Source organism: Methylocystis sp. (assembly GCF_051062815.1).
Classification (GTDB): domain Bacteria; phylum Pseudomonadota; class Alphaproteobacteria; order Rhizobiales; family Beijerinckiaceae; genus Methylocystis.
The window spans coordinates 1-19,161 of the sequence record NZ_JBPFDU010000085.1 but is presented as its reverse complement, the minus strand read 5'-3'; the positions used below and the strand labels follow the sequence as shown (position 1 = coordinate 19,161).

Below are 19,161 nucleotides of genomic sequence, written 5' to 3'. Positions count from 1 at the left end.
GTCCCTTGATCAACATCAGGCGGCCTCGCGAGGTTGTCGCGCGACGGCGCGCAGATAGAGTTCGATCAAGGCTTCTTCAGCGCGGCGGCGTAGTTCGGGAGCCTGGGTCACGTCATCCGCCAGCGTCTTGAGACGGTCAGCAGATCGGCGGAGCACGCCATCGAAATCGATGGATTCAAGATCGGCCTGCGTCGGACGAACGGCGAGCGCCGCCTGATCCGCATCCAGCTGGAACACCGCCGCTTCAAGATCGACAAGGCGGCGTTGAAGTTCGGCATGAGCGGCAAGCGGAAGGGTCCCTTCGAGGCGAAGGCGTAGGATGAGCCGCGATAGATCTTGCTCGGCGCGAAGACGCTGATCGATGTCGGCAAGCTCGCCTCCATCCGTAAGCTTCTCTGTCCGGGTCAACCAACGGTACGTGCCGGTCGACAGGGGCGTGACGGATGGCGGCGATCCATGTCCTTGCACGTTGACCAGTAGGGCGGCGCCGCGTTCCTGGCCGCCGGCGCGATCCGGTTCCGGAGTCCCGGCGTACCAGACGGCGGGACTGATTTGGCAGGTGCGGTGCCAATCCCCCAAAGCAAGATAGTCCAGACCGGCTTTGGCAGGGCGCGTGGCGTCAATGGGATTGGCGGCTTCGCCTTCGCTGGCGAAATTGATGACGCCGCCGTGCGCAAGCCCGATGCGCAACGCACCCGGCGGCGTTGCCGCGCTGTCCATCCAGTCCGTCAGGTCGCTGTATTCACTTTTGCGAAGGAGCGGCGACGGCAGAAGAAAAGCGCCGTCCGATAAGGGAATGGGTTCCGGTTTCAGATGGACATGGATGTGCGGAGGCAGGCCGAGCTGGGCCACGCGATTCCATAAGCCTTCCGGGCGGTGCGGATCGTGATTGCCGGGAAGGAGATGCCAGTGAATGTCCGTGAACGGCTTCATCCGCTCAATCGGCGCGCGGAGCGTAATGACATTCGGCGCTTCATTGTCGTAGATGTCGCCCGCAACCAGGATGTGCGAAGCGCCGTGCGATCGCGCCAACGTACCAAGGCGCTCGATCGCCGCGAGGCGAGCTTGCCGCAGCGCTTCTTCCTTGCTGCCGAATTGTTTGAAGACCTTGCCGATCTGCCAGTCTGCGGTGTGTATGAAGCGCACGTCCCCCAGCCCCCTCGCATCCCTTTACTTCGCCAAGCCGACGGACTCGGCGTGCGCGAAAAGATTAAGCCGCCGGAGATCCTCGATCTTGGTCCAGGAACCCTCCAGCAAATCGCGGCCATGAACGACAATGGCGAGGCATTGTGCGCGGCTAATCGCGACATTGAACCGATTTGGGTTGAACAGGAATTCCGTTCCGCGCGGCGCATCCACGCCTTTCGAGGTCGTCATGGAAACGATGACGACGGCCGCCTCCTGCCCCTGGAACTTGTCGACTGTGCCGACATGCGCGCCTTCCGGCAAGACCTGCTTCAAAAGGTTCACCTGAAGGTTGTACGGCGCGACAATCAAAATGTCGTCGAGCGTAAGCGGTGACTCCTTTCCACTGCGACTTATTCTTTGGTTTCTGAGCTCGCTGACAAGCTGCGCGATTGCGTCGGCTTCGGCGCGGCTCGATTGCGTGCACCCGGCGTGTGCGATCGGAACAAACGAAAGCCCAGCGTGGCGTAGCGCGCTCGTTGCACCGATTTGAAGCGCGAGATGGCGCTCGATAGTGGACGCATGCGCTTTCAGGCGACCGTCGTAGACGGCCTCCGATATGAACGCGCAAAGGGTCGGGTGAAGGCGCCGGCTTTCGTTCAGGAGGATTCCGTGATCTTCCGGCACGGTAGCCTTTTCCTCAAGAAGGTGTTCGAGGCAGGACAGGCCTGTTTCGCCCGGATGTACGCCTTGAACCGGCTGTGGAAGCTGCATTTGATCGCCGACCAGCACAATGTTCGCGGCGGCGCCGGCCATGGCGACCAGATTGCCGAGCGAAACCTGCCCCGCCTCATCGACAAACAGATAGTCAAACGCGCCGCGTTGATCGTCACGGCAGAAATGAAACACCGTGCCGCCGACCAGCCGGTGCTGCGCCGCGACCGCCTTCGAGTCAAAAACCGTTGCTATATTGATGCTGTCGAATTCCGTCTCGGGCGCGTCCTTGTTGCCCTTCTTGGCGCCGCAAAAACGGAAACCGGACTCGGCGGCACGCGTCTCGACTTCACCAAGAAGCTTATTGATCGCTTTATGCGAATTCGACGAAATGCCGACGCGCTTGCCGGCGCGCAGCAAAGCGACGATGGCCTGCGCGGACGTGTAGGTCTTGCCGGTGCCCGGAGGCCCCTGAATGAAAAGATAGCTATGGTCGAGGTCTATGACGGCGCGTATGACGGCTTCCGTCAAAGGCTCGCCCGGATTGCGCACCGGCGCTCCGGCTGTGCGCCCGTTCAGGCGCGGCGCTCGGCGCATAAAGATATCGAGCAAGGCCTGGTCCGCTTGCGAGGGACCGTTTGCAAACCGTTCGGCAAACGCAAGCACGGCATCGGGCACGGCTTGCAGATTGATCGGCGCGGGAACGAGGCTGAAGCGCGCCGGAAGATTCGCCGCTTTCATGCCACGGCGAAGGACAATCCGCCCGTTCTCGGCCGAAAGATCGACAATGCTGCCCGCGTAGCCAAGCGTTTCGGCAATCCTTGGAGCATCGCCGATCTTAAGCTTGGTGTCCTGCAGCGGAAAAATATAGGCTGTATCGAACGATTTCTTGACTTGGACGGGCGGCGTTGCGGCGTCGAGCTGGAGGCCTCCAAGGCTTTCGGCATCGTCTACCAATTCATCTTCGGACCAAGCCTGCCGCTCGAACAAGGCCCACCATCCCGGCTTCTGCGAGCGCTGATGAAACCAGAGCAATTCGGCCACGAGGTCGCGCACGCGTGCATCGCCTTGTCCGGAAGCGCGCACGCTGGCAGCGAGAGCCTGTTTACGGGCTTCCAGTTGGGCGCGCTCGGCCGACTGTTCGCGCCTTTCGGCCGTCGTGTCGTCGACGATTTCCAAATGGATGCCCGGAGGGCGCAGCCCTTCCAGCCACTGCCGCAATTGCGCCGTCGATACGCAGTCGTCCTTGTTATAGGACGCGATGGAGTCGAGGATGGTGTTGTCTTTCTTCAGGCACCACCGCTCGTATTCGACGATACTGGCAGAAGCCGTCTTTACCTCGCCGGTGCGCTCCCTCCAGTAAAGAGCTTCAAGGTGCTTGATGGAATAGCTTTCGGTTGATGCCCGCAACGCCTGAGCGACCACACGATAAAGGTCGACAAACCGGCGCTCGCGCAAGAGCTGGTCGAGTTCGGCCTCCATCGTCGCGTAACGCATCGCGAGGCGCTTCAGCGCCGTAGGCTCGTAGGCGGCATAGTGATAGATATGCGCGCCGGGGGACCGCTTGATCTGATCCACAAAGAGACGCATCGCGGTCTCGAATGCGGCTTTCTCCTCCGCCGGGTTATGAGCCCAGATCGGTTGGAACTCCGGGTCGCGGGTTTCCCCGATGTGCCCGTAGATGCCGAAAAGATATTCAAGACCATCGCCGGCGAGCGGATCGCCCTCCATGTCAAAGTACAAATCGCCGTAATCGGGCGCCGGCAGCATTGCGAAGCCGCGGCCCCGCGAATGCGCCAAAAGTTCGAAGGCGTGCTTGCCGTTCGTCCGGGCCTCGGCTTGGAGCCGTGCTTGCGCGGATAGCTTCGCGACTGTCTCCGTACCTATGCCCTCAATTCTTGCGGAGGGCGAAAGCTCCGCCAGCTGTGAAAGGGTATGGACACCGGCAGCGGCCAGTTTTGTGATCTGGGCCCCGCTGACGCCCGCAACAAAAAACGGGCTGTCGGCATCACGCCATTCGGCTTCGCAGCGCAGCTTGTAGTCGCATTGCGCGCACGCCGCACAAGGCTGGGGTTTCGTCACGCGCGATTCATTGGCCACGAATTGCTCGAAACTGCGCATCAGCCGCTTCAGAATGTAGCGGGTCCGGCGAAGATCGAAGCGTACCGGATCGCCCGCCGCGACGTGGATCGCGCCGCCTTGCACCGGTACCCCGAACAGCGTTTCGAGCAATTCCGCATAGATTCCGAGTTGCAGAACGTGTTCGCCCTTGGCGCGTCGCGCGAGTTTGGCGTCTTCGGGTTGGAGGCTTGGCGGTTGCACCGCGCTGTCTTGCACGAGAAAGTCTGGGTAACCGAGCCATGCGCCGTGAACCAGGGCGCCCTGATAGATGAGCGGCGCGCCCCGCGCGATCGCTTCGCGCGTCCGGTGGACGCGGTCAGCGAGGCTGCTGTCCGACGGAATGCACGCGACGGACCCGTACTGCTTTTCGAGTTGCGCGAGGACCGCCGCTTCATGTTCGAAACCTTTATCGCGAACGAGTTGTACCGTCGCATCAGCCTCGTCGTCGGGCTTGATGCCGGCGAGCCAAAGGGTGGCCTGGTGAGGACAGCCAAGAAAGTCGTTAAGGCGCGAGGCGGAGAGCGGATGCATGAAATTTACGATAGCGAAGCGTTACGACAAAAATGGACGCAGCCGGGACACTAGCTACGAGGCTTTGGCGTTTACGGTGTACGAAAAACGCAGAGGTTCTTCATGATGGGCAAGCGCAACCCGCAATTCCGTAATCATCTGCTGGCGCAGCGAAACCGGTTCGACGATTTCGATCTTGTTGCCCCAGGTGAAGAGGTGCCAAGCCAATTCGAGCATGCCGCTGGCGCGAAAGCGCACGATCACGCCGCCCTCGGGGTGGTCTTCCACGGTTTGACTCGCATGAAAACGATAATTCTTGAAATCGTCCATGCCGCCCGGAAGGACGTGCAGGACGACATTTTCCTGCGGTCCTTCGAAATAAGCGAACGCCGTGTTGGCAAATGCAGCAAGGTCGAAATCGTCCGGGGGTGCCGCAGCTTCGTCGAGAGCTTCGAGATTATCAACGCGGTCGAGCCGCCAATGCTTCGGCTTGGTCGCGCCGGCATCGGCGCCGATGAGATAATTCATGCGCCCGAAGATGATCCCGTACGGGACCACCTTGCGTGAAGCGCCCGGCTTCGATCCCCCATAATAGGTGAAGTGCAGCATTTTCATGCCGAGCAGCGCCTGACGAAGAACCGTCAAGACGACAGGGTCTTCCGTCGGCCTCGGCCCGGCCTGTACGGCGATGCGTTCGGCGCGTAACAGCGCCTCCACGTCCGTTTCGGCGGTTCGCCGGCGACCCTGCCGCATCGCTGCGCGGATTTTTGTCGCCAGCGACCCCAAGGATTGAGCACGCGCCGTCGCGCCTGCATCGCGTAACGTCGCAATCGCGACGCCGAGATCGCTCAGCTCGTCCGTCGTCGGGTCCTGAAAGAAGCCGTCGAGCCCCTTCGGGATGTGGAAGCGCTTCGTCGGGTGATCCTGGATTTCCTCCATCTGCGGAAACACGTCGCGGATGGTGTCGCGCATGCGCTCGACGGTGCGGCGGGAGCAACCGGTCACGCGGCACATTTCGTCCAAAGTCATGCCTGTGGCGCTGCTCGCAAGCGCGCGGGCGAGTTCGAGGATTTTTCTGGTCTTGTCGAACCGCATGAGAGGTGCGTCCAATTCTGACGTATCCCACCCCTAAAGTCCACCCGCCGGCGAAGGTCGCCGGAAACGTCAAGCCAATCTGCAAGTTATGGAGAAACGGAATGAACAATGAACACGCGGGCACGCCAGACAAAGGCGGGCATCGAGAACATCACGCGCACCATTACCATGGCGAAGACGGACATCACTATCACCATGGTCCGTGGAAGCTCAATGTTCAGGGTGTCGTGATCGAATCGCCGCGTCCCGAAATCACCGTGCGGGAGGCGATCAGGCAAGCGGGCTTCAGCCCGGATACGCCCTGGATCATCATCCTCAAAATCGCCGGGGAGGCTAAGAAGGAGGTCGATCTCTCCTACGTTATCGATTTGCGGCACAGGGGCATCGAAAAGTTGCGACTGACGCCGCGGCAGATCAACAACGGAGAAACGGCTGTGAAGTTGCGCGCCGACTTCGCGATGTTGCCGCAGGACGAAGAACATCTAGATCATCTCGGCCTGCATTGGGAGACTCTTGTCGATGGTGGCCGCCGCTGGTTGATCGTTCAGGGCTATCCTTTGCCGCCCGGCTACAGCGCGCCGGCGGCGGACATTGCGATTGAAGTGCCCGTTGCCTACCCCGGCGCCCAGCTCGACATGTTCTATTGCCATCCGGCTCTCGCGCTCCAGAGCGGCGGCGCCATCGCGCAAACCCAGCAAATGGAAACGATTACCGCTCGGCCCTTTCAGCGTTGGTCGCGGCACCGTTCGTGGGACGCGGCACGCGACACGCTGGCGACGCACCTCGCGCTCGTCGACGAGTCGTTGCGCCGCGAAGTCGGCCAATGAAGCGATCCTTCACCCTGGTGCTCCCGCAACCGATCGCCGACCAACTGCGCCAACATCTTTTTCCAGGTGATGGCTTGGAAGCTGCCGCCTTGCTGTTGTGTGCAGAGACCGGCAGGCGGCGGAAAAAGCTGCTCGGCCGCGAGGTCATTCCCGTGCCTTACGACCGGTGCACCCGCCGGCGCGATTTCCTCACCTGGCCGGGCGAATATGTGGAAACGGCCATTGACCGTGCGGCGCTGCGGGGCGACGTCGTCATGGCCGTCCATTCGCATCCCGGCGGGCTCTATGCATTTTCGGGTACCGACGATGACAGCGACCACACTTTGATGAGCGCTCTCCGGCACGGGACGGAGCGGATGGCCGGATCGGCCATCATGATTCCGGGCGGACCCACGCGCGCCCGCGTCTACGAGAAAGACGACGCCCCATCGGCAATTGACCTCGTGATGATGGCCGGCACGGACATCCGGACGTGGTGGGACGATGACGCGACGGCCGGCGGTCCCGCGCCGCCACCCATGGCCTTCGCCAGCGGCATGCGCGCCTGGCTTCGGCGCCTCAGCGTATGCGTCGTCGGCGTGTCGGGAACAGGCTCGATCGTCGCCGAACAGCTTGCCCGCCTCGGCGTTGGCGAAATCATTCTCGTCGATTTCGACAAGCTGGAAGAGCGCAACCTCAATCGGGTCCTTAACGCCTCAACCGCGGACATCGGTTCTAACAAGGCGGAGATGTTTGCCGATGCGATCCGCCGCTATCGGCCCGATTGCCACGTCGAGCCGGTAACAAGCTCCATTTCAACGCGCGAGGCCATTTTGACCGCTGCGAATGCCGACGTGCTTTTCTCGTGCGTCGATACGGCAGAAGGCCGCCATATCGCGGACCGCCTGAGCGCGTCTTTTGCCATGCCGCTATTCGACGTCGGCGTTGCCATCCCGACCGAGGCGGCACCGGATGGAGGTCGCCGTATCACAGAGGCCTATGGGCGGGTGGATTATGTCTACCCCGGCGGATCGAGCCTTATGGATCGCGGCGTTTACGAAGCCGCATTGCTCGAAGCTGAATACCTCGCGCGCGTTGCACCGCACGCGCTTTCGAGAAAAATTGCAGACGGGTATTTGCAAGGAATGGCTGAGGAAGCTCCCGGAGTCATCACGCTGAACATGCGCGCCGCGTCGGCGTGCGTCGCCGAGTTAATCGCGCGGTTGTTTCCGTTTCGTCAATTCCCGAACGAGGCGCTCGCTCGCTCGATCTTCATGCTGGCGGACGGCGATGAAGATACGTTCGCCGAAAGCCGGTTCACAGCCGGAAGCCGGTTTCCTGTGGCAACGGGCGCAACGGAACCGCTGCTTGGACTGCCCGCGCTTGCCCCGCACAGGAGGGTCGCATGAAACGCAGACCCTTGTGGTGGCGCCGACTCGTCGCCTCCCTTCTGCCCCGACGTTCCGTTCTTGTCGTCGACGGCGACATGTTGCCGACGAAGCTGCCGCGCTGGAATCTCGTCCTGGCGCGCGACGGCGATGAAGAGTGGTCGGTGGGCATGCGGTGTCCATGTGGATGCGGGCAGCGGTTGGAGATGATGCTGCTCAAGGAGGTGAAACCGTGCTGGGATATTGCGGTTGATGCGCGCGGGCATGTGTCCTTGCATCCTTCGGTATGGCTGCGCGAAGGATGCAAATCGCACTTCTGGATACGATCGGGGAAGATTATCTGGTGTGACTGACACATCGGCGACACCTTGGACGAAGCAAGACGGCCCCGTCGCAGAATGAGCGATTTTCGAATCGCGACACGATCGCGACCGCCCGGAAAATCTGGGCGGCATCGCGACCCATCCTCGGAATGCCGGCTGAGGCATACCTGCGAGCGCGCAAAATCGTGCATCGCACATGGCTCGATCCCTCGCGCAACGACAAAGCGCGCGTCGCCTCGACACGCTCGGCGCGATCACGCGCGGCCAGCGCCAGACCGGCGGCCAGGGCCTGTTCCGGCCCGAGGACAATCTGGAATCGCCTTACGGGCGCAGCGCATTGCGCCAGCTCTATCAGCTGGTGTTTTCGGGCAAGCTAGAGGGCTGCTCCCTAGCCCGCTTCGAGGAGGCGACCGGTCTCGATCTCACAGATCAGGACGGCACATTCAAAGAGGAGCAGCCGCCGATTTCGACCTTCCTCAATCGCATTCTCGCTTTGCCGATCGCTTTGCAGAACCGGCTATTCGACGTCTTCGAGGAGCTGATGGAGGCTCAGATCGAAGCGGCGGTGCAGGCCGGCATTTTCGATGTCGGCGTCGAGACGGTCACGGCCGAAAGTCTCGTCGTGACGGGTCGTCAGACAATCGCTTCTCACGCCAAGAGCGGCGCGCAAACGCAGCTGCTGACGCTTGCCCGCAAGGACAGGACTAGGATCACTTCGCTCGACGAGGCGCTGGAGCTTGCGACCGCCTCCCTCAAATCACGTCTGATGATCAACGAGCAATCGGGTCGCGCGGCCGTCAAACTGCCGGCGACCGGCCTCATGTTGGACGACGGCTCGGTCCAGCCGCGCGTGCGGCTGCTGCGTCCGGCGCATCGAGATGTGATTTCCGTCGAAGCTTTGGAGCGCTCGCATTGGCGCGAAGTGGGTGCGAAAGCGTTTCATGCGGCCTGGGAGGCGGAGGTCGCTGAAATTCCCGAACTAACCGAGAGCGCGTTTCATATGGTCACCGGCTTGCTGCTGCCGGTCTGGAACCGCCTTCCCGATGAAACGGCGCGAGTCTATCGGCTGCAAACAGATGAGGGCGAGCGCATCATCGGCCGACTCGTATCGCCGGCGAGCGCCGCAGCGCTGCTCGAATCCTCCGGCGCCGACGCCCCTGCCCTTGCGCCGCCGACGGCGATTGCCGCCGTCATGCAGGACGGCGCGAGTCTCATCCTCGCCGACGGGCTCGTTTTGAAGCGGTCCCTCGTCATGAACCGTCGCCGGCTCGAACTCGTCGGGGTCGGCGACACGAGCGTCGATCGGTTGAAGGCGCTTGGCCTGACCTCAGAAATCATCGCCTGGAAGCTGAGGCTGTTTGTGCCGCTTTGCGGTGACGCTCCGATGATCGTCGAGAAACTCCTCGCCCTTCACCCGCTGATGCGCGTCGCGCCCGCGACCCGCGTCAATCTTTGAGGCGGGAGGCGGCAATGGAAAGCCCCGCGCGGGAATTGTCGCGCAGCCCCGAAAATGTCGAGGCCGTGTGCAAATATTATCTCTCCAACGGCCGACGATCCGGAAATTACTGGATCGTCGGCGACGTCAACAATCATGCTGGCCGCAGCCTGTTCGTTCGTCTCAAAGGCCCGCTCTCTGGTAAAGGCGCACGCGGAAAATGGATGGATGGTGCGACGGGCGAACATGGCGATCTGCTCGATTTGATCTCGGCGCGAGAAGGATACGATTCCATCGGGCGCGCGCTCGACGAGGCGCGGCGCTTTTTGAAGACGCCGCGCGAGACGATTATGGAGAGAGGAGATGATGATTCGGGCGGATGCGACACGATTGTGCTCGCGCGAAAAATCTGGGCGTCGTCGTGCTCTATTATCGGCACGCCTGCCGAAGCCTATCTCCGCGCGCGAAAAATCACCGCCGATCTCCATGACGCGCCACTGCGCTTTCATCCGGCGCTGCTCTATCGCGAACATCCAGACTCGCCGCCACGAAAATTCCCGGCGCTTGTCGCCGCCGTCACCAATCATGACGGCGAGATCATGGGCATTCATCGGACGTTTCTTGATCCCGCGCACAACGCCAAGGCCTGCGTGTCATCACCGCGTCGATCACTTGGCGCCATTCTCGGGTATGGCGTGCGCTTCGGCGCCATTGGCGATTTCGACATCGTCGGCGAAGGGATCGAAACCGTGCTTTCGCTGAAAAGCGTTGCGCCGCATCTGCCGATGGTCGCGGCGCTCTCGGCGGCGCATCTCGTGGCGTGGGAATTTCCGACCGGGTTGCGTCGATTGATCATCGCGCCGGACGAAACGCCGCGCGCAAACTTGCTGAACGCGCTGAGGTTCTGGGCGTTGATGTTGAAACGATTGTGTCGCAAGGCAAGGATTTCAATTTGCGATCTGGAGCATACTGAGCTGGAACGCCTTCGGCGTCGATTTGGCGCGTCAATCTCCTTGACGCACCGGATGCCAAACGAACCGTTTTCGCTACGAGCAGACCGTCGAGGCGCAATCGCAAGCGACCTCGCGGCGACGTGAGATACCTTAATCGCGTTATGCGACTTCGTTCGCGTCGACTGGCTTCGCTGCCGATATGGCGACAAAAGCCGCTCCGAGGGTTGTTCGCCGCCCGAGCCACGGATCGACAGCGACAAGCAGCTGCGCGGCCGCTGCGCATGGCGGATAGTAGGCGGCCCCGCGCACCTCAAGGACGCTGAGTCCTGCGCCGCCAATGAGCCGGCGAAGCTCGGCGGGTGAGCGAAATCTCGCCGCTCGCCATAATGGGTGGCCGAGCCAGCCGCGAATGCGGCGATAGGCTGCCCACAGGCTTGCGCTTCCAAGCTCCCCGATGATCAGTTGGCCACCTGGCTTCAGCACGCGAGCGATTTCCGCAATCGCCAGCTTCGCGTCAGGAACGAAGCAGAGTACCGTGACCGCTAGGACATAGTCAAATTCGCCATCTCGAAACGGCAGCGCCTCGGATTTCCCCGCGACGAGCCAGAGTTGGACATCTTCTTTCTCTGCTCGCCGACGCGCGGCGCCGATCATCGCGGGATCCGGATCAACGCCAGTCACGGCAGCGCCTCGCTGGGAAAGTTCTGAAGCGAGTGCGCCGTCGCCGCAGCCAACATCGAGTAACGCCTTCCCAGCGACGGGCCCGAGAAGTTCGAAGAGCAACTCCCGCTCCAACGAGTCGGTGATCTGACCAAGGCTGCTTCGCCGCCAACGCGCACTCCCCCACCCCCGCCGCCCGTCTCTGTGTCTTCTCTTCCATTTTCTTAGGGGCCGAACATCACCCGATCACCTTCGATCGTGCTGGGCTCGGGGAGCCATGCATCAACAGAGCAACGATTAATCCGGAGACAAATGTAACCGCCGCGATCGCTCCGATCGCCCACGCCATTCCGAACAAGTCGGCGATGATTCCAGCGGAGAGCGCGCCGATGGCGTAGCCGAGATCGCGCCAGAACCGATAGACGCTAAGCGACCGCGCGCGCCACGAAGGATGCGACGCGTCGGAGACGGCGGCGATCAGACTCGGATAGACCATCGCCGTACCGAGACCGAGAAGCAGGCTGCCGATCAGCCAGTAATGAAATTGGGACGTCGCCGCCGTGAGAAACAGCGCCGTGGCCTGAACCCACATGCCGGCGACGATCAGGCCCTTGCGGCCCCAGCGATCGCTCAACGGGCCAGTGGCGACCTGAAGAATGCCCCAAGTCGCCGGATAGACGGCTTTGAGCAGGCCGATCCGTTCGACGCCGAGGCCGAAGGACGCGAAGAACAGCGGGAAAATACCCCAGCTCATCCCGTCGTTGAGATTGTTGACGAGTCCGGCCTGTGACGCAGCGAAGAGATTGCGATCACGGAAGGAGGCGAGCGCGAACACCTCCCGGAAGCCGATGGCGGGCGCCTCGACGGGATGGTTGCCGATTTCCGCGCGCACATGCTCGCGCGTATCGCGCACGAGCAGGATCGACAGCGCCGCTCCCGCGATCGCATAACCGACGCCGAGATAGATTGGGACGGGCCGCAGTCCATACTCGGAGGCGAGATAGCCGGTGGCAAAAGCGGTGACGCCAACGGCGAGATAGCCCGCGAACTCGTTGAGGCCGACGGCGAGTCCCCGCGATTTCGGTCCGACGAGATCGACTTTCATGATGACGGTCATCGACCAGGCGAGGCCCTGATTGACGCCGAGTAGCGCATTGGCGGCGACAATCCATCCCCAGCTTGGAGCCCACATGATCATGAAGGGAACCGGCAGGCCGACCAGCCAGCCGAGGACCAGCACACGCTTGCGACCCCACACGTCGGCGAGATGCCCCGAGACCAGATTGGCGAAAGCCTTGACCACGCCGAAGCTGACGATGAACGAGACCACCAGCGTCGTCGAGGTGATGCCGAATTCCTCCGAGCCGATCAGCGGCACGACCGTGCGCTCAATGCCAACCATGCCGCCGACAAAGGCGTTGATCAGAACGAGCAGCGCGAACTGCCGCCGATTGGCGCGCAGCCCGAGCGTTACGCTGGAGGCAGAGGGAACGGACGCCTCCGTGTCACTCACGCTCATTCCGCCGCTGCCTTCAAACCCGAATTGACCGCGCGAATTTCAGCCGCCTGCGCGGGCGGCGGCGGAATGTCGGTGACCATGGCGCGGACAAAGACCTCTTCGTTCTCGATTCGAAACGCCTTGTTGTGGCGTTTCTCGAACCCGATCGTTGATGTTGGCTTGCCACTCAGGCTGCGTCCGCAAACCGAGCCCGAATAGGCCCCCGGCAGGATTTCGAGATAGTCGGGGAGAGCCTTGAGCCTCTGCACCGAGCGGAACAATACGCGCGCGCCTTCCTCGGCGTTCGTCGCGAGCTCCGTTCGGCCGAGATCGCCCACCATGAGCGTATGCCCGGTCAGCACGAACCAGGGCTCGTCGGCGCGCGTGCGATCGGTGACGAGGAGCGAAATATGCTCGGGCGTGTGGCCTGGAGTGTGCAACACGCGGATCGCGACATTGCCCAGCTCCAGAAAGTCGCCGTCGCGCACCCCATGGAAAGGAAAGGCCGCTTTCGCTTCGGCAAACAGCACGTATGGCGCGCCCGCCGCCTCAGCCAACTCGCGGCCTGATGAGATGTGATCGGCATGCAGATGCGTGTCGATGACGTAGAGAATTCGCATGCCGGTTTCTTCCGCCGTGCGCAGATAAGGACCGATATCGCCTACCGGATCGACAACCGCGGCTGCGGCGCGCCCGCCGCAGCCGAAAAGATAGGAAGCCGCAACAGGGCTGGCGTGGAGGAATTGACGCAAGATCATGGAGGTCTCTCCTTACTCTCTCCCAGCGCCGGGCGCGGAGCGTGTTGACAAAGCGCCTGGGATATCATTCAATTAATCGCTTGAATGATATGAGCGTTATCCAAGATGTCAACCCGAAGTCCCAAACAGGCGCTGTTCGCGGAGTTCGCCACTCTTGCCAAGGCGCTCGGCCACGCCCATCGCCTCGAATTGCTCGAGCAGCTGGCGCAGGGCGAGCGCAGCGTCGAGACGCTGGCGCAGAAAACCAGCCTCTCCATCGCCAACGCTTCTCAGCACTTGCGGCACATGCGGCGCACGGGCCTGGTGGACACGAGGCGCGATGGCAAGTTCGTCTATTACCGGCTTGCCGATGAAGCTGTGCTCGATCTCTTGGCAGCGCTGGGGCGATTGGCGGAGCGCAACGTCGCGGAGGTCGAACGCATTATGCGCCGCTATTTCAAGGACCGGGACGGGCTGGAGCCCGTGCCGCGCGACGCGCTGCTCGAACGAATCCGCGCCGGCACGGTCACGGTGCTCGACGTGCGGCCGCAAGACGAATTTGCACTCGGCCATTTGCCGAGCGCCGTGAACATTCCGCTGAAAGCAATGGAGGCGCGGCTCAGCGAACTCGATCCGTCGCGCGAGGTCGTCGCCTACTGCCGGGGACGCTTCTGCGTGCTCTCCTTTGAGGCGGCGGCGCTGCTGCGCAGCCGCGGCTTCAAGGCCCGCTGTCTGGAGGATGGCCTGCCCGAATGGCGCGCCGCAGGCTTGCCCGTCGTCGCCGGCTCCTCGTGAAGCAACGTTGCAAACAGAATAATAAAAGGGAGGAAAATATGACTGGCGCAATACAGGCGCATAACCAGAAGTCCGCCGCAGTCTGGAATTCCGGCGGCGCGCATTACGAGGCCATCAGTCGCGGCATCGCCGATTCTATCGAACACTGCGTGTTGCGTCTCGATCCGAAGTCCGGCGAACGCGTTCTCGATCTCGCGACCGGGACTGGCTGGACGTCTCGCGTCCTCGCGAGGAGGGGCGCGAAGGTCACAGGCGTCGATATCAGCGAGAAGCTTGTCGATGCCGCCATCGCGCGCGCCAAAAGCGAAACCCTCGACATCGACTATCAAATCGGCGACGCGGAGAGCCTGCCATTCGAGGACGGCGCGTTCGACGCCGTCGCATCGACCTGCGGCGTAATGTTCGCCAGCCGCCCAGAAGCCGCCGCGGCCGAGCTGGCGCGAGTTTGCAAAAAGGGCGGACGCATCGCTTTGACCACTTGGCTGTCCGACAGCAACCTCTTCAAGATGTTCATGATCATGAAGCCGTACATGCCGCCGCCGCCCACGTTCGCGCCGCCATCGCCTTTCGAATGGGGCGGGACGGACCGCATTCGCGAACTGCTCGCGGCGAATTTCGATCTCGCGTTCGAAAGGGGAACCTCTTTCTATCGCGAGCCGAGTGGAGAAGCCGCCTGGAATACGTTCTCGACGGGCTACGGACCGACACATTCTTTGGCCAAGAGCCTCGATGAGGCGCGGCGCGAAGAGTTAAGGCGAGATTTCATCGCTTTCCATGAAGGCTTCCGCAACGAACTCGGCGTCTGCGTCCCGCGCGAATATTGGCTGACGGTCGGAGTCCGGCGCTAGGAGCGAGACTGCGCGGGCATCGGCCCTTGCTGATTTGGCGAAATGCAAAGAGAAGGCCGGGAGGCAATGCTCGGGCATATCGATCTGCAGCGATCAGGACGCCCGGTATTGAGCCAGTCCTTGAACGCGCCAAGAAGCGCGTGAGTGGGTTGCGCCTGCCGCGTTCAATCAAGATGTTGCTTCGACCTTCCCTTCGACCGCTTGGGGAAAGGGATAGATTGTTCGCGCTCAGGCATGCGCTCTTCGAGAGGGCCGCGCGCCGGCCTAAGAGAGCAGCGATGACGCCACAAGCGGCTCGCTTGCCGCAACGCTTCCCGACGACTTCTTTCCCCTGCCCGACGCTCAAGCGCCGGGCATTCCTCGCGCTCCAAACAAGTCGTCGGGAAGCGTCCTCCGCTGCGCTTCAGCCCTTCGGGTGCGGCGCGATCCGCCCGTGGCTCGAGATCGCTGTTAGGCCGCAATCGGCGCGGCCACAAGCGAAAGCGCAATAGCCATGGATGTCGAAATCACGCCCCTCCCCCACGACGCTCCACACGAATCGTCGACGTCACATCTCCTCGACGAACTCGCGCTTCACGGCTATCGGCCCTTTGACGAAGAGCCTGACCCGCGTCCCCTGCCCTCCTCCGACATTGCGTCAATAGCGCTCGAATCTGCGGTCGAATCGCTTTCAAGCCTCTTTCTCAACACGCGGCTCGAAGCCGACCTGCCCGATCTGCTTTGGTCCTTCGTCAACCTCTTCCATCGCAAGGCGGAGCGCGTCGATCGCGATCTCGACGACAACGAAACCGCGCAGCGTCGCTCGCAGGCCGAACAGGACGGCTCGGAAATACGTTCGGTCGAACTGGAGCGGCTGATCTCGCAAGGGCTGACGCTCAACGAACGCCGCAATGCCTTCGAATTCTTCCGGGACCATCTCACTGAACTCTATGCGAGCGAGACAGGTTCCGCTTGGCGTCCGCGCTCAGGCTCAAAGGTCAATCACCGCGCGCTGACAGCTGCGATGATCGATAGTCGGGATTTCCTGAACGCAAAGAAGTTGGCCGAGACGCAAGTGCTCTTGCCGCGCGGACCACGGATCGCTTTTGCCGGCGGAGCCGACTGCAACGATCATCGGCGGATTTGGGAAGCTCTCGACAAGGTTCATGCGAAGCACCCCGACATGGTCCTTCTCCATGGCGGCGGCTCCAAGGGCGCTGAACGGATCGCGTCCTGCTGGGCGGACAATCGCAAAGTTCCTCAGGTCGCGTTCAAACCGGACTGGAGCCGTCACAAGAACGCCGCGCCCTTCAAGCGCAATGATGTGATGCTTGAGACATTGCCGATCGGCGTGATCGTGTTCCCCGGTTCCGGCATCGTCGAGAACCTCGGCGACAAGGCGCGCAAGATGGGAATTCCCGTGTGGCGATTCGAGAATGGCAGCGCGTAAGCGCTGCCCAGTTGGCCGCGGCCAACTCATGCAGTCGCGAAGTTGATACAACACGGCGTTAACTAATCGTTTACTCAAAAATCATTGCTCAAGCTGCCGAATCGTGCTCCTGATACGGAAGAAGAGCGATTTCTGGCCTGAAATCGTATCGCGGAATAAAATCGTGGACACGCAGACAATCGAGACGGCGGCAACTTCGGACGCGCGAATTTCCGCGCACGCTCGTCTTTTGTCCGAACAGCTTCAGGCGCTCGGCTCCCGACTTTTCCCTCCAGACAGCCATAAACTACTCCGCTCCTTTTCGTCAGGTGAAGCCGCGAAGCTCTTGCACGTATCGGACGGATACCTCCGGCAGCTTTCTCTCGACGGGATTGGACCTGCGCCAGAAATTAGTCCGTCCGGGCGACGTTCTTACACGCTTGCTCAAGTCAATGAATTGCGCAGGCACATCGCCACGGTGAAACCCCGTGAAGCGCTATCTGTCCTGCCCCACCGTCGCGCTGGCGAGAAAATGCAAACCGTTGCCTGCGTCAATTTCAAAGGCGGTTCCGCCAAAACGACGACATGTCTCTATCTCGCCCAATATCTTGCGCTGTCTGGATTTCGGGTGCTTGCGGTTGATCTAGATCCTCAGGCGTCCCTGTCGGCCATGCTGGGCTTGCAGCCCGAATTCGATCTCAAGGAAGGCGACACAATATACGGGGCGATTCGATATGACGGCGTCCGACGTCCGGTCCGGGACTGCATTCGCAGGACCTATTTCGACGGAATTGATCTGATTCCTGGCAATCTTGAACTAATGGAGTTTGAGCATGAAACGCCGCGGGCTTTGGCCCTAGGTTCGCGGCTGCCAGGCGGCATGTTCTTCGAACGGGTAGGTAATGCGCTCGCTGAGATTGAGGCGGATTACGATATCGTTGTGGTCGATTGCCCGCCTCAGCTCGGGTATCTGACGCTCGGAGCGCTTTGCGCAGCAACAGCGCTTCTGATTACGATTCATCCGCAGATGGTCGACGTTGCATCCATGTCGCAGTTCCTGCTGATGGCCTCCGACTTGATGGCGGTTGTGCGAAAGGCAGGCGGCGATCTGCGCCACGACTTCATTCGCTATGTGATCACACGGCACGAGCCGCATGACGGGCCGCAGTCGCAGGTCGTTGCTCTTCTCCGCAGCCTTTTTGGTGATGAGGTTCTCGCGGCTTCCGCCTGGAAGTCGACAGCCATTGCCGACGCGGGTCTCACGAAGCAATCGCTATATGAGCTCGAACGTGGGGCGATAGGGCGCGTGACCTACGACCGCGCGATCGAGTCTCTCGAAGCGGTTAATAGCGAAATTCTCGGGCTCATCCTTCGAACATGGGGACGGATTCCATGACCCGACGGAACATTTTGACCTCGCTGCTTGAGGGCAAGTTGGCCGCGGCCAACTCATCCGATCGTCCTAGCGCGGAAAGCAAAGACAGGGTTCTTGCAGGTCCGGTGAGGACGATGAGCCTCACGCTCGATAGGATGGCAGAGGAGTCTAGGACGCTTCAAGAGGCGCTTGCGACCGGCGCGGCGGTGGTCGAGCTGGATCCCGAATGCGTCGACGTTTCGTTTATTAGAGACAGGCTTTCCGGCCCTGACGACCCCCAACTTCTGGTGCTCAAGGAGTCGCTTCGCTCTCACGGACAAGAAGTGCCGATTCTGGTGAGGCCGCATCCAACCCGCGGCGGCGCCTATCAAGCGGCATATGGACATCGGCGTTTAAAGGCGGCGCAAGATCTCGGAATCAAGATCAAAGCCGTCGTCCGCAACCTCGATGACCGACAGCTGATCATTGCCCAGGGAATCGAAAATTCAGCGCGGCGGGATCTTTCTTTCATCGAGCGCGCCCTGTTTGCAAAAGCCCTCGAAGATAGTGGGCATGACCGCAGCGTCATCATGGCCGCCCTCTCGACTGACAAAACTGAGCTTTCGAAGTTGATCACAGTTATGCGAGCGCTGCCTGAAACATTGGTTCGTGCGATCGGTCCGGCGCCAAAGGCCGGACGGCGGCGTTGGCTACAGCTCGCCGAACTGGTGCGCACACGGAAGGCGCTTATTCGTGTCGAAGCTGTCCTTTCCGACACGAATTTGCCGGCCGACTCGGATGCCCGGTTTCTAAAAGCCTTTGCGGCGGCCATGGAAAAGGCCTCCAAAACCGCTCGCGATGAGGTTTGGAAGCGGCCGGACGGTGCGGCTCTGGCGCGAATTAGCCGCGACCCCAAAGCCACCGTATTGCGTTTCGACGAGAAAGCCGAACCGGATTTCGGCGCCTATGTTGTCGAGCGTCTAAGCGACCTCTACGAGGAATTCCGCACACGTCGTGCGTAGCGGATCGTTGAGTAAGAACAACTGGAAAGAGAAGGAACCTCGCAAAAGAAAAAGGCCCCCGAAACGTTTCCGCCCGGAAGCCCTTCTCGATGTGTTGCGACTGAGAGAATCACACTTCCGAGAATCGCTGTCAAGAGTCAGCGCCGTTTCGGCGAGCGGATTTCTTTTGCCTGAACGAGGCAAAGGATCATGCGCACACATTCAACGACGCCCTTCGGGCGGCGACCACTGTCGCTCGCCATGGTGGCGGCGCAGGCGGCGACGCGAGATTTCGCGGCGAAACCCGACGCGTCCGAGACCGTCGTCCATAAATGGCGGCTGTTTCGCGCGCTCACGGAAGCCAAGGAGCCGATCGGCGTCACCGACCGA

The 19,161-nt window shown here is 61.5% G+C and carries 17 protein-coding genes and 1 pseudogene; 12 read left to right on the top strand and 6 right to left on the bottom strand.

The annotated features are described in order from the left end of the window. Positions 1-15 precede the first annotated feature (15 nt). From ACR65W_RS18180 to ACR65W_RS18170, 3 genes are read right to left on the bottom strand one after another with little or no spacing between them, the layout of a single operon-like run. The gene (locus tag ACR65W_RS18180) at positions 16-1,146 is read right to left on the bottom strand and encodes a metallophosphoesterase family protein (RefSeq protein ID WP_434501397.1); all 1,131 of its coding nucleotides are present in this window, start codon (positions 1,144-1,146) and stop codon (positions 16-18) included. Positions 1,147-1,170: 24 nt separating this feature from the next. After that, the gene (locus ACR65W_RS18175; protein WP_434501396.1) at positions 1,171-4,491 is read right to left on the bottom strand and encodes a TM0106 family RecB-like putative nuclease; all 3,321 of its coding nucleotides are present in this window, start codon (positions 4,489-4,491) and stop codon (positions 1,171-1,173) included. Positions 4,492-4,545: 54 nt separating this feature from the next. Further along, a complete protein-coding gene (locus tag ACR65W_RS18170; protein WP_434501395.1) occupies positions 4,546-5,580 on the bottom strand; it encodes a helix-turn-helix transcriptional regulator in 1,035 nt (344 codons plus the stop codon). A gap of 86 nt (positions 5,581-5,666) precedes the next feature. Here ACR65W_RS18170 and ACR65W_RS18165 point away from each other — a divergent pair, with 86 nt between their 5' ends. From ACR65W_RS18165 to ACR65W_RS18140, 6 genes and pseudogenes are all read left to right on the top strand, one after another. Beyond that, positions 5,667-6,392: an E2/UBC family protein gene (locus ACR65W_RS18165; RefSeq protein ID WP_434501394.1), complete on the top strand. Its 726-nt coding sequence runs from the start codon at positions 5,667-5,669 to the stop codon at positions 6,390-6,392. Continuing rightward, positions 6,389-7,780 carry a ThiF family adenylyltransferase gene (locus ACR65W_RS18160; protein ID WP_434501393.1) on the top strand — a complete coding sequence of 464 codons (1,392 nt, stop codon included), beginning with the start codon at positions 6,389-6,391 and terminating at the stop codon, positions 7,778-7,780. The genes ACR65W_RS18165 and ACR65W_RS18160 overlap by 4 nt, the downstream gene beginning before the upstream one ends. Continuing rightward, on the top strand, positions 7,777-8,112 hold the full coding sequence (locus ACR65W_RS18155; protein ID WP_434501392.1) for a DUF6527 family protein: 336 nt from the start codon (positions 7,777-7,779) through the stop codon (positions 8,110-8,112). Before ACR65W_RS18160 ends, ACR65W_RS18155 begins: the two co-directional genes overlap by 4 nt. After that, a pseudogene (locus ACR65W_RS18150) lies at positions 8,109-8,255 on the top strand (DUF7146 domain-containing protein); the annotation flags it as partial. The gene ACR65W_RS18155 and the pseudogene ACR65W_RS18150, both read left to right, overlap by 4 nt. Before the next feature lie 23 nt (positions 8,256-8,278). Next, entirely contained in the window at positions 8,279-9,538 is a 1,260-nt protein-coding gene (locus ACR65W_RS18145; protein WP_434501391.1) for a strawberry notch C-terminal domain-containing protein, read from the top strand. A gap of 14 nt (positions 9,539-9,552) precedes the next feature. Next, positions 9,553-10,614: a DUF7146 domain-containing protein gene (locus tag ACR65W_RS18140; RefSeq protein ID WP_434501390.1), complete on the top strand. Its 1,062-nt coding sequence runs from the start codon at positions 9,553-9,555 to the stop codon at positions 10,612-10,614. A 15-nt stretch (positions 10,615-10,629) separates the two neighbouring features. Here ACR65W_RS18140 and ACR65W_RS18135 read toward each other — a convergent pair whose 3' ends face one another. From ACR65W_RS18135 to ACR65W_RS18125, 3 genes are all read right to left on the bottom strand, one after another. After that, positions 10,630-11,253, bottom strand: coding sequence for a class I SAM-dependent methyltransferase (locus ACR65W_RS18135; protein WP_434501389.1), 624 nt, complete (start codon positions 11,251-11,253; stop codon positions 10,630-10,632). Between the two features lie 115 nt (positions 11,254-11,368). Beyond that, positions 11,369-12,649: an MFS transporter gene (locus ACR65W_RS18130; protein WP_434501388.1), complete on the bottom strand. Its 1,281-nt coding sequence runs from the start codon at positions 12,647-12,649 to the stop codon at positions 11,369-11,371. Continuing rightward, positions 12,646-13,386: an MBL fold metallo-hydrolase gene (locus ACR65W_RS18125; RefSeq protein ID WP_434501387.1), complete on the bottom strand. Its 741-nt coding sequence runs from the start codon at positions 13,384-13,386 to the stop codon at positions 12,646-12,648. The genes ACR65W_RS18130 and ACR65W_RS18125 overlap by 4 nt, the downstream gene beginning before the upstream one ends. Positions 13,387-13,491: 105 nt before the next feature. On the opposite strand from ACR65W_RS18125, the gene ACR65W_RS18120 reads away from it, so the two are divergent. The 6 genes from ACR65W_RS18120 to ACR65W_RS18095 form a co-directional block, all read left to right on the top strand. After that, a complete protein-coding gene (locus tag ACR65W_RS18120) occupies positions 13,492-14,160 on the top strand; it encodes an ArsR/SmtB family transcription factor (RefSeq protein WP_434501386.1) in 669 nt (222 codons plus the stop codon). A 38-nt stretch (positions 14,161-14,198) separates the two neighbouring features. Then, the gene (locus ACR65W_RS18115) at positions 14,199-15,008 is read left to right on the top strand and encodes a class I SAM-dependent methyltransferase (protein ID WP_434501385.1); all 810 of its coding nucleotides are present in this window, start codon (positions 14,199-14,201) and stop codon (positions 15,006-15,008) included. 493 nt (positions 15,009-15,501) lie between these two features. Next, a complete protein-coding gene (locus ACR65W_RS18110) occupies positions 15,502-16,437 on the top strand; it encodes a DUF2493 domain-containing protein (protein ID WP_434501384.1) in 936 nt (311 codons plus the stop codon). A 160-nt stretch (positions 16,438-16,597) separates the two neighbouring features. Further along, positions 16,598-17,812: a plasmid partitioning protein RepA gene (gene repA, locus ACR65W_RS18105; RefSeq protein ID WP_434501418.1), complete on the top strand. Its 1,215-nt coding sequence runs from the start codon at positions 16,598-16,600 to the stop codon at positions 17,810-17,812. Positions 17,813-17,826: 14 nt separating this feature from the next. Next, positions 17,827-18,792, top strand: a complete 966-nt coding sequence (repB, locus tag ACR65W_RS18100) for a plasmid partitioning protein RepB (protein ID WP_434501383.1) — start codon at positions 17,827-17,829, stop codon at positions 18,790-18,792. A 189-nt stretch (positions 18,793-18,981) separates the two neighbouring features. Then, a partial coding sequence (locus tag ACR65W_RS18095) for a helix-turn-helix domain-containing protein (RefSeq protein WP_434501382.1) occupies positions 18,982-19,161 on the top strand: 180 nt, incomplete at its 3' end.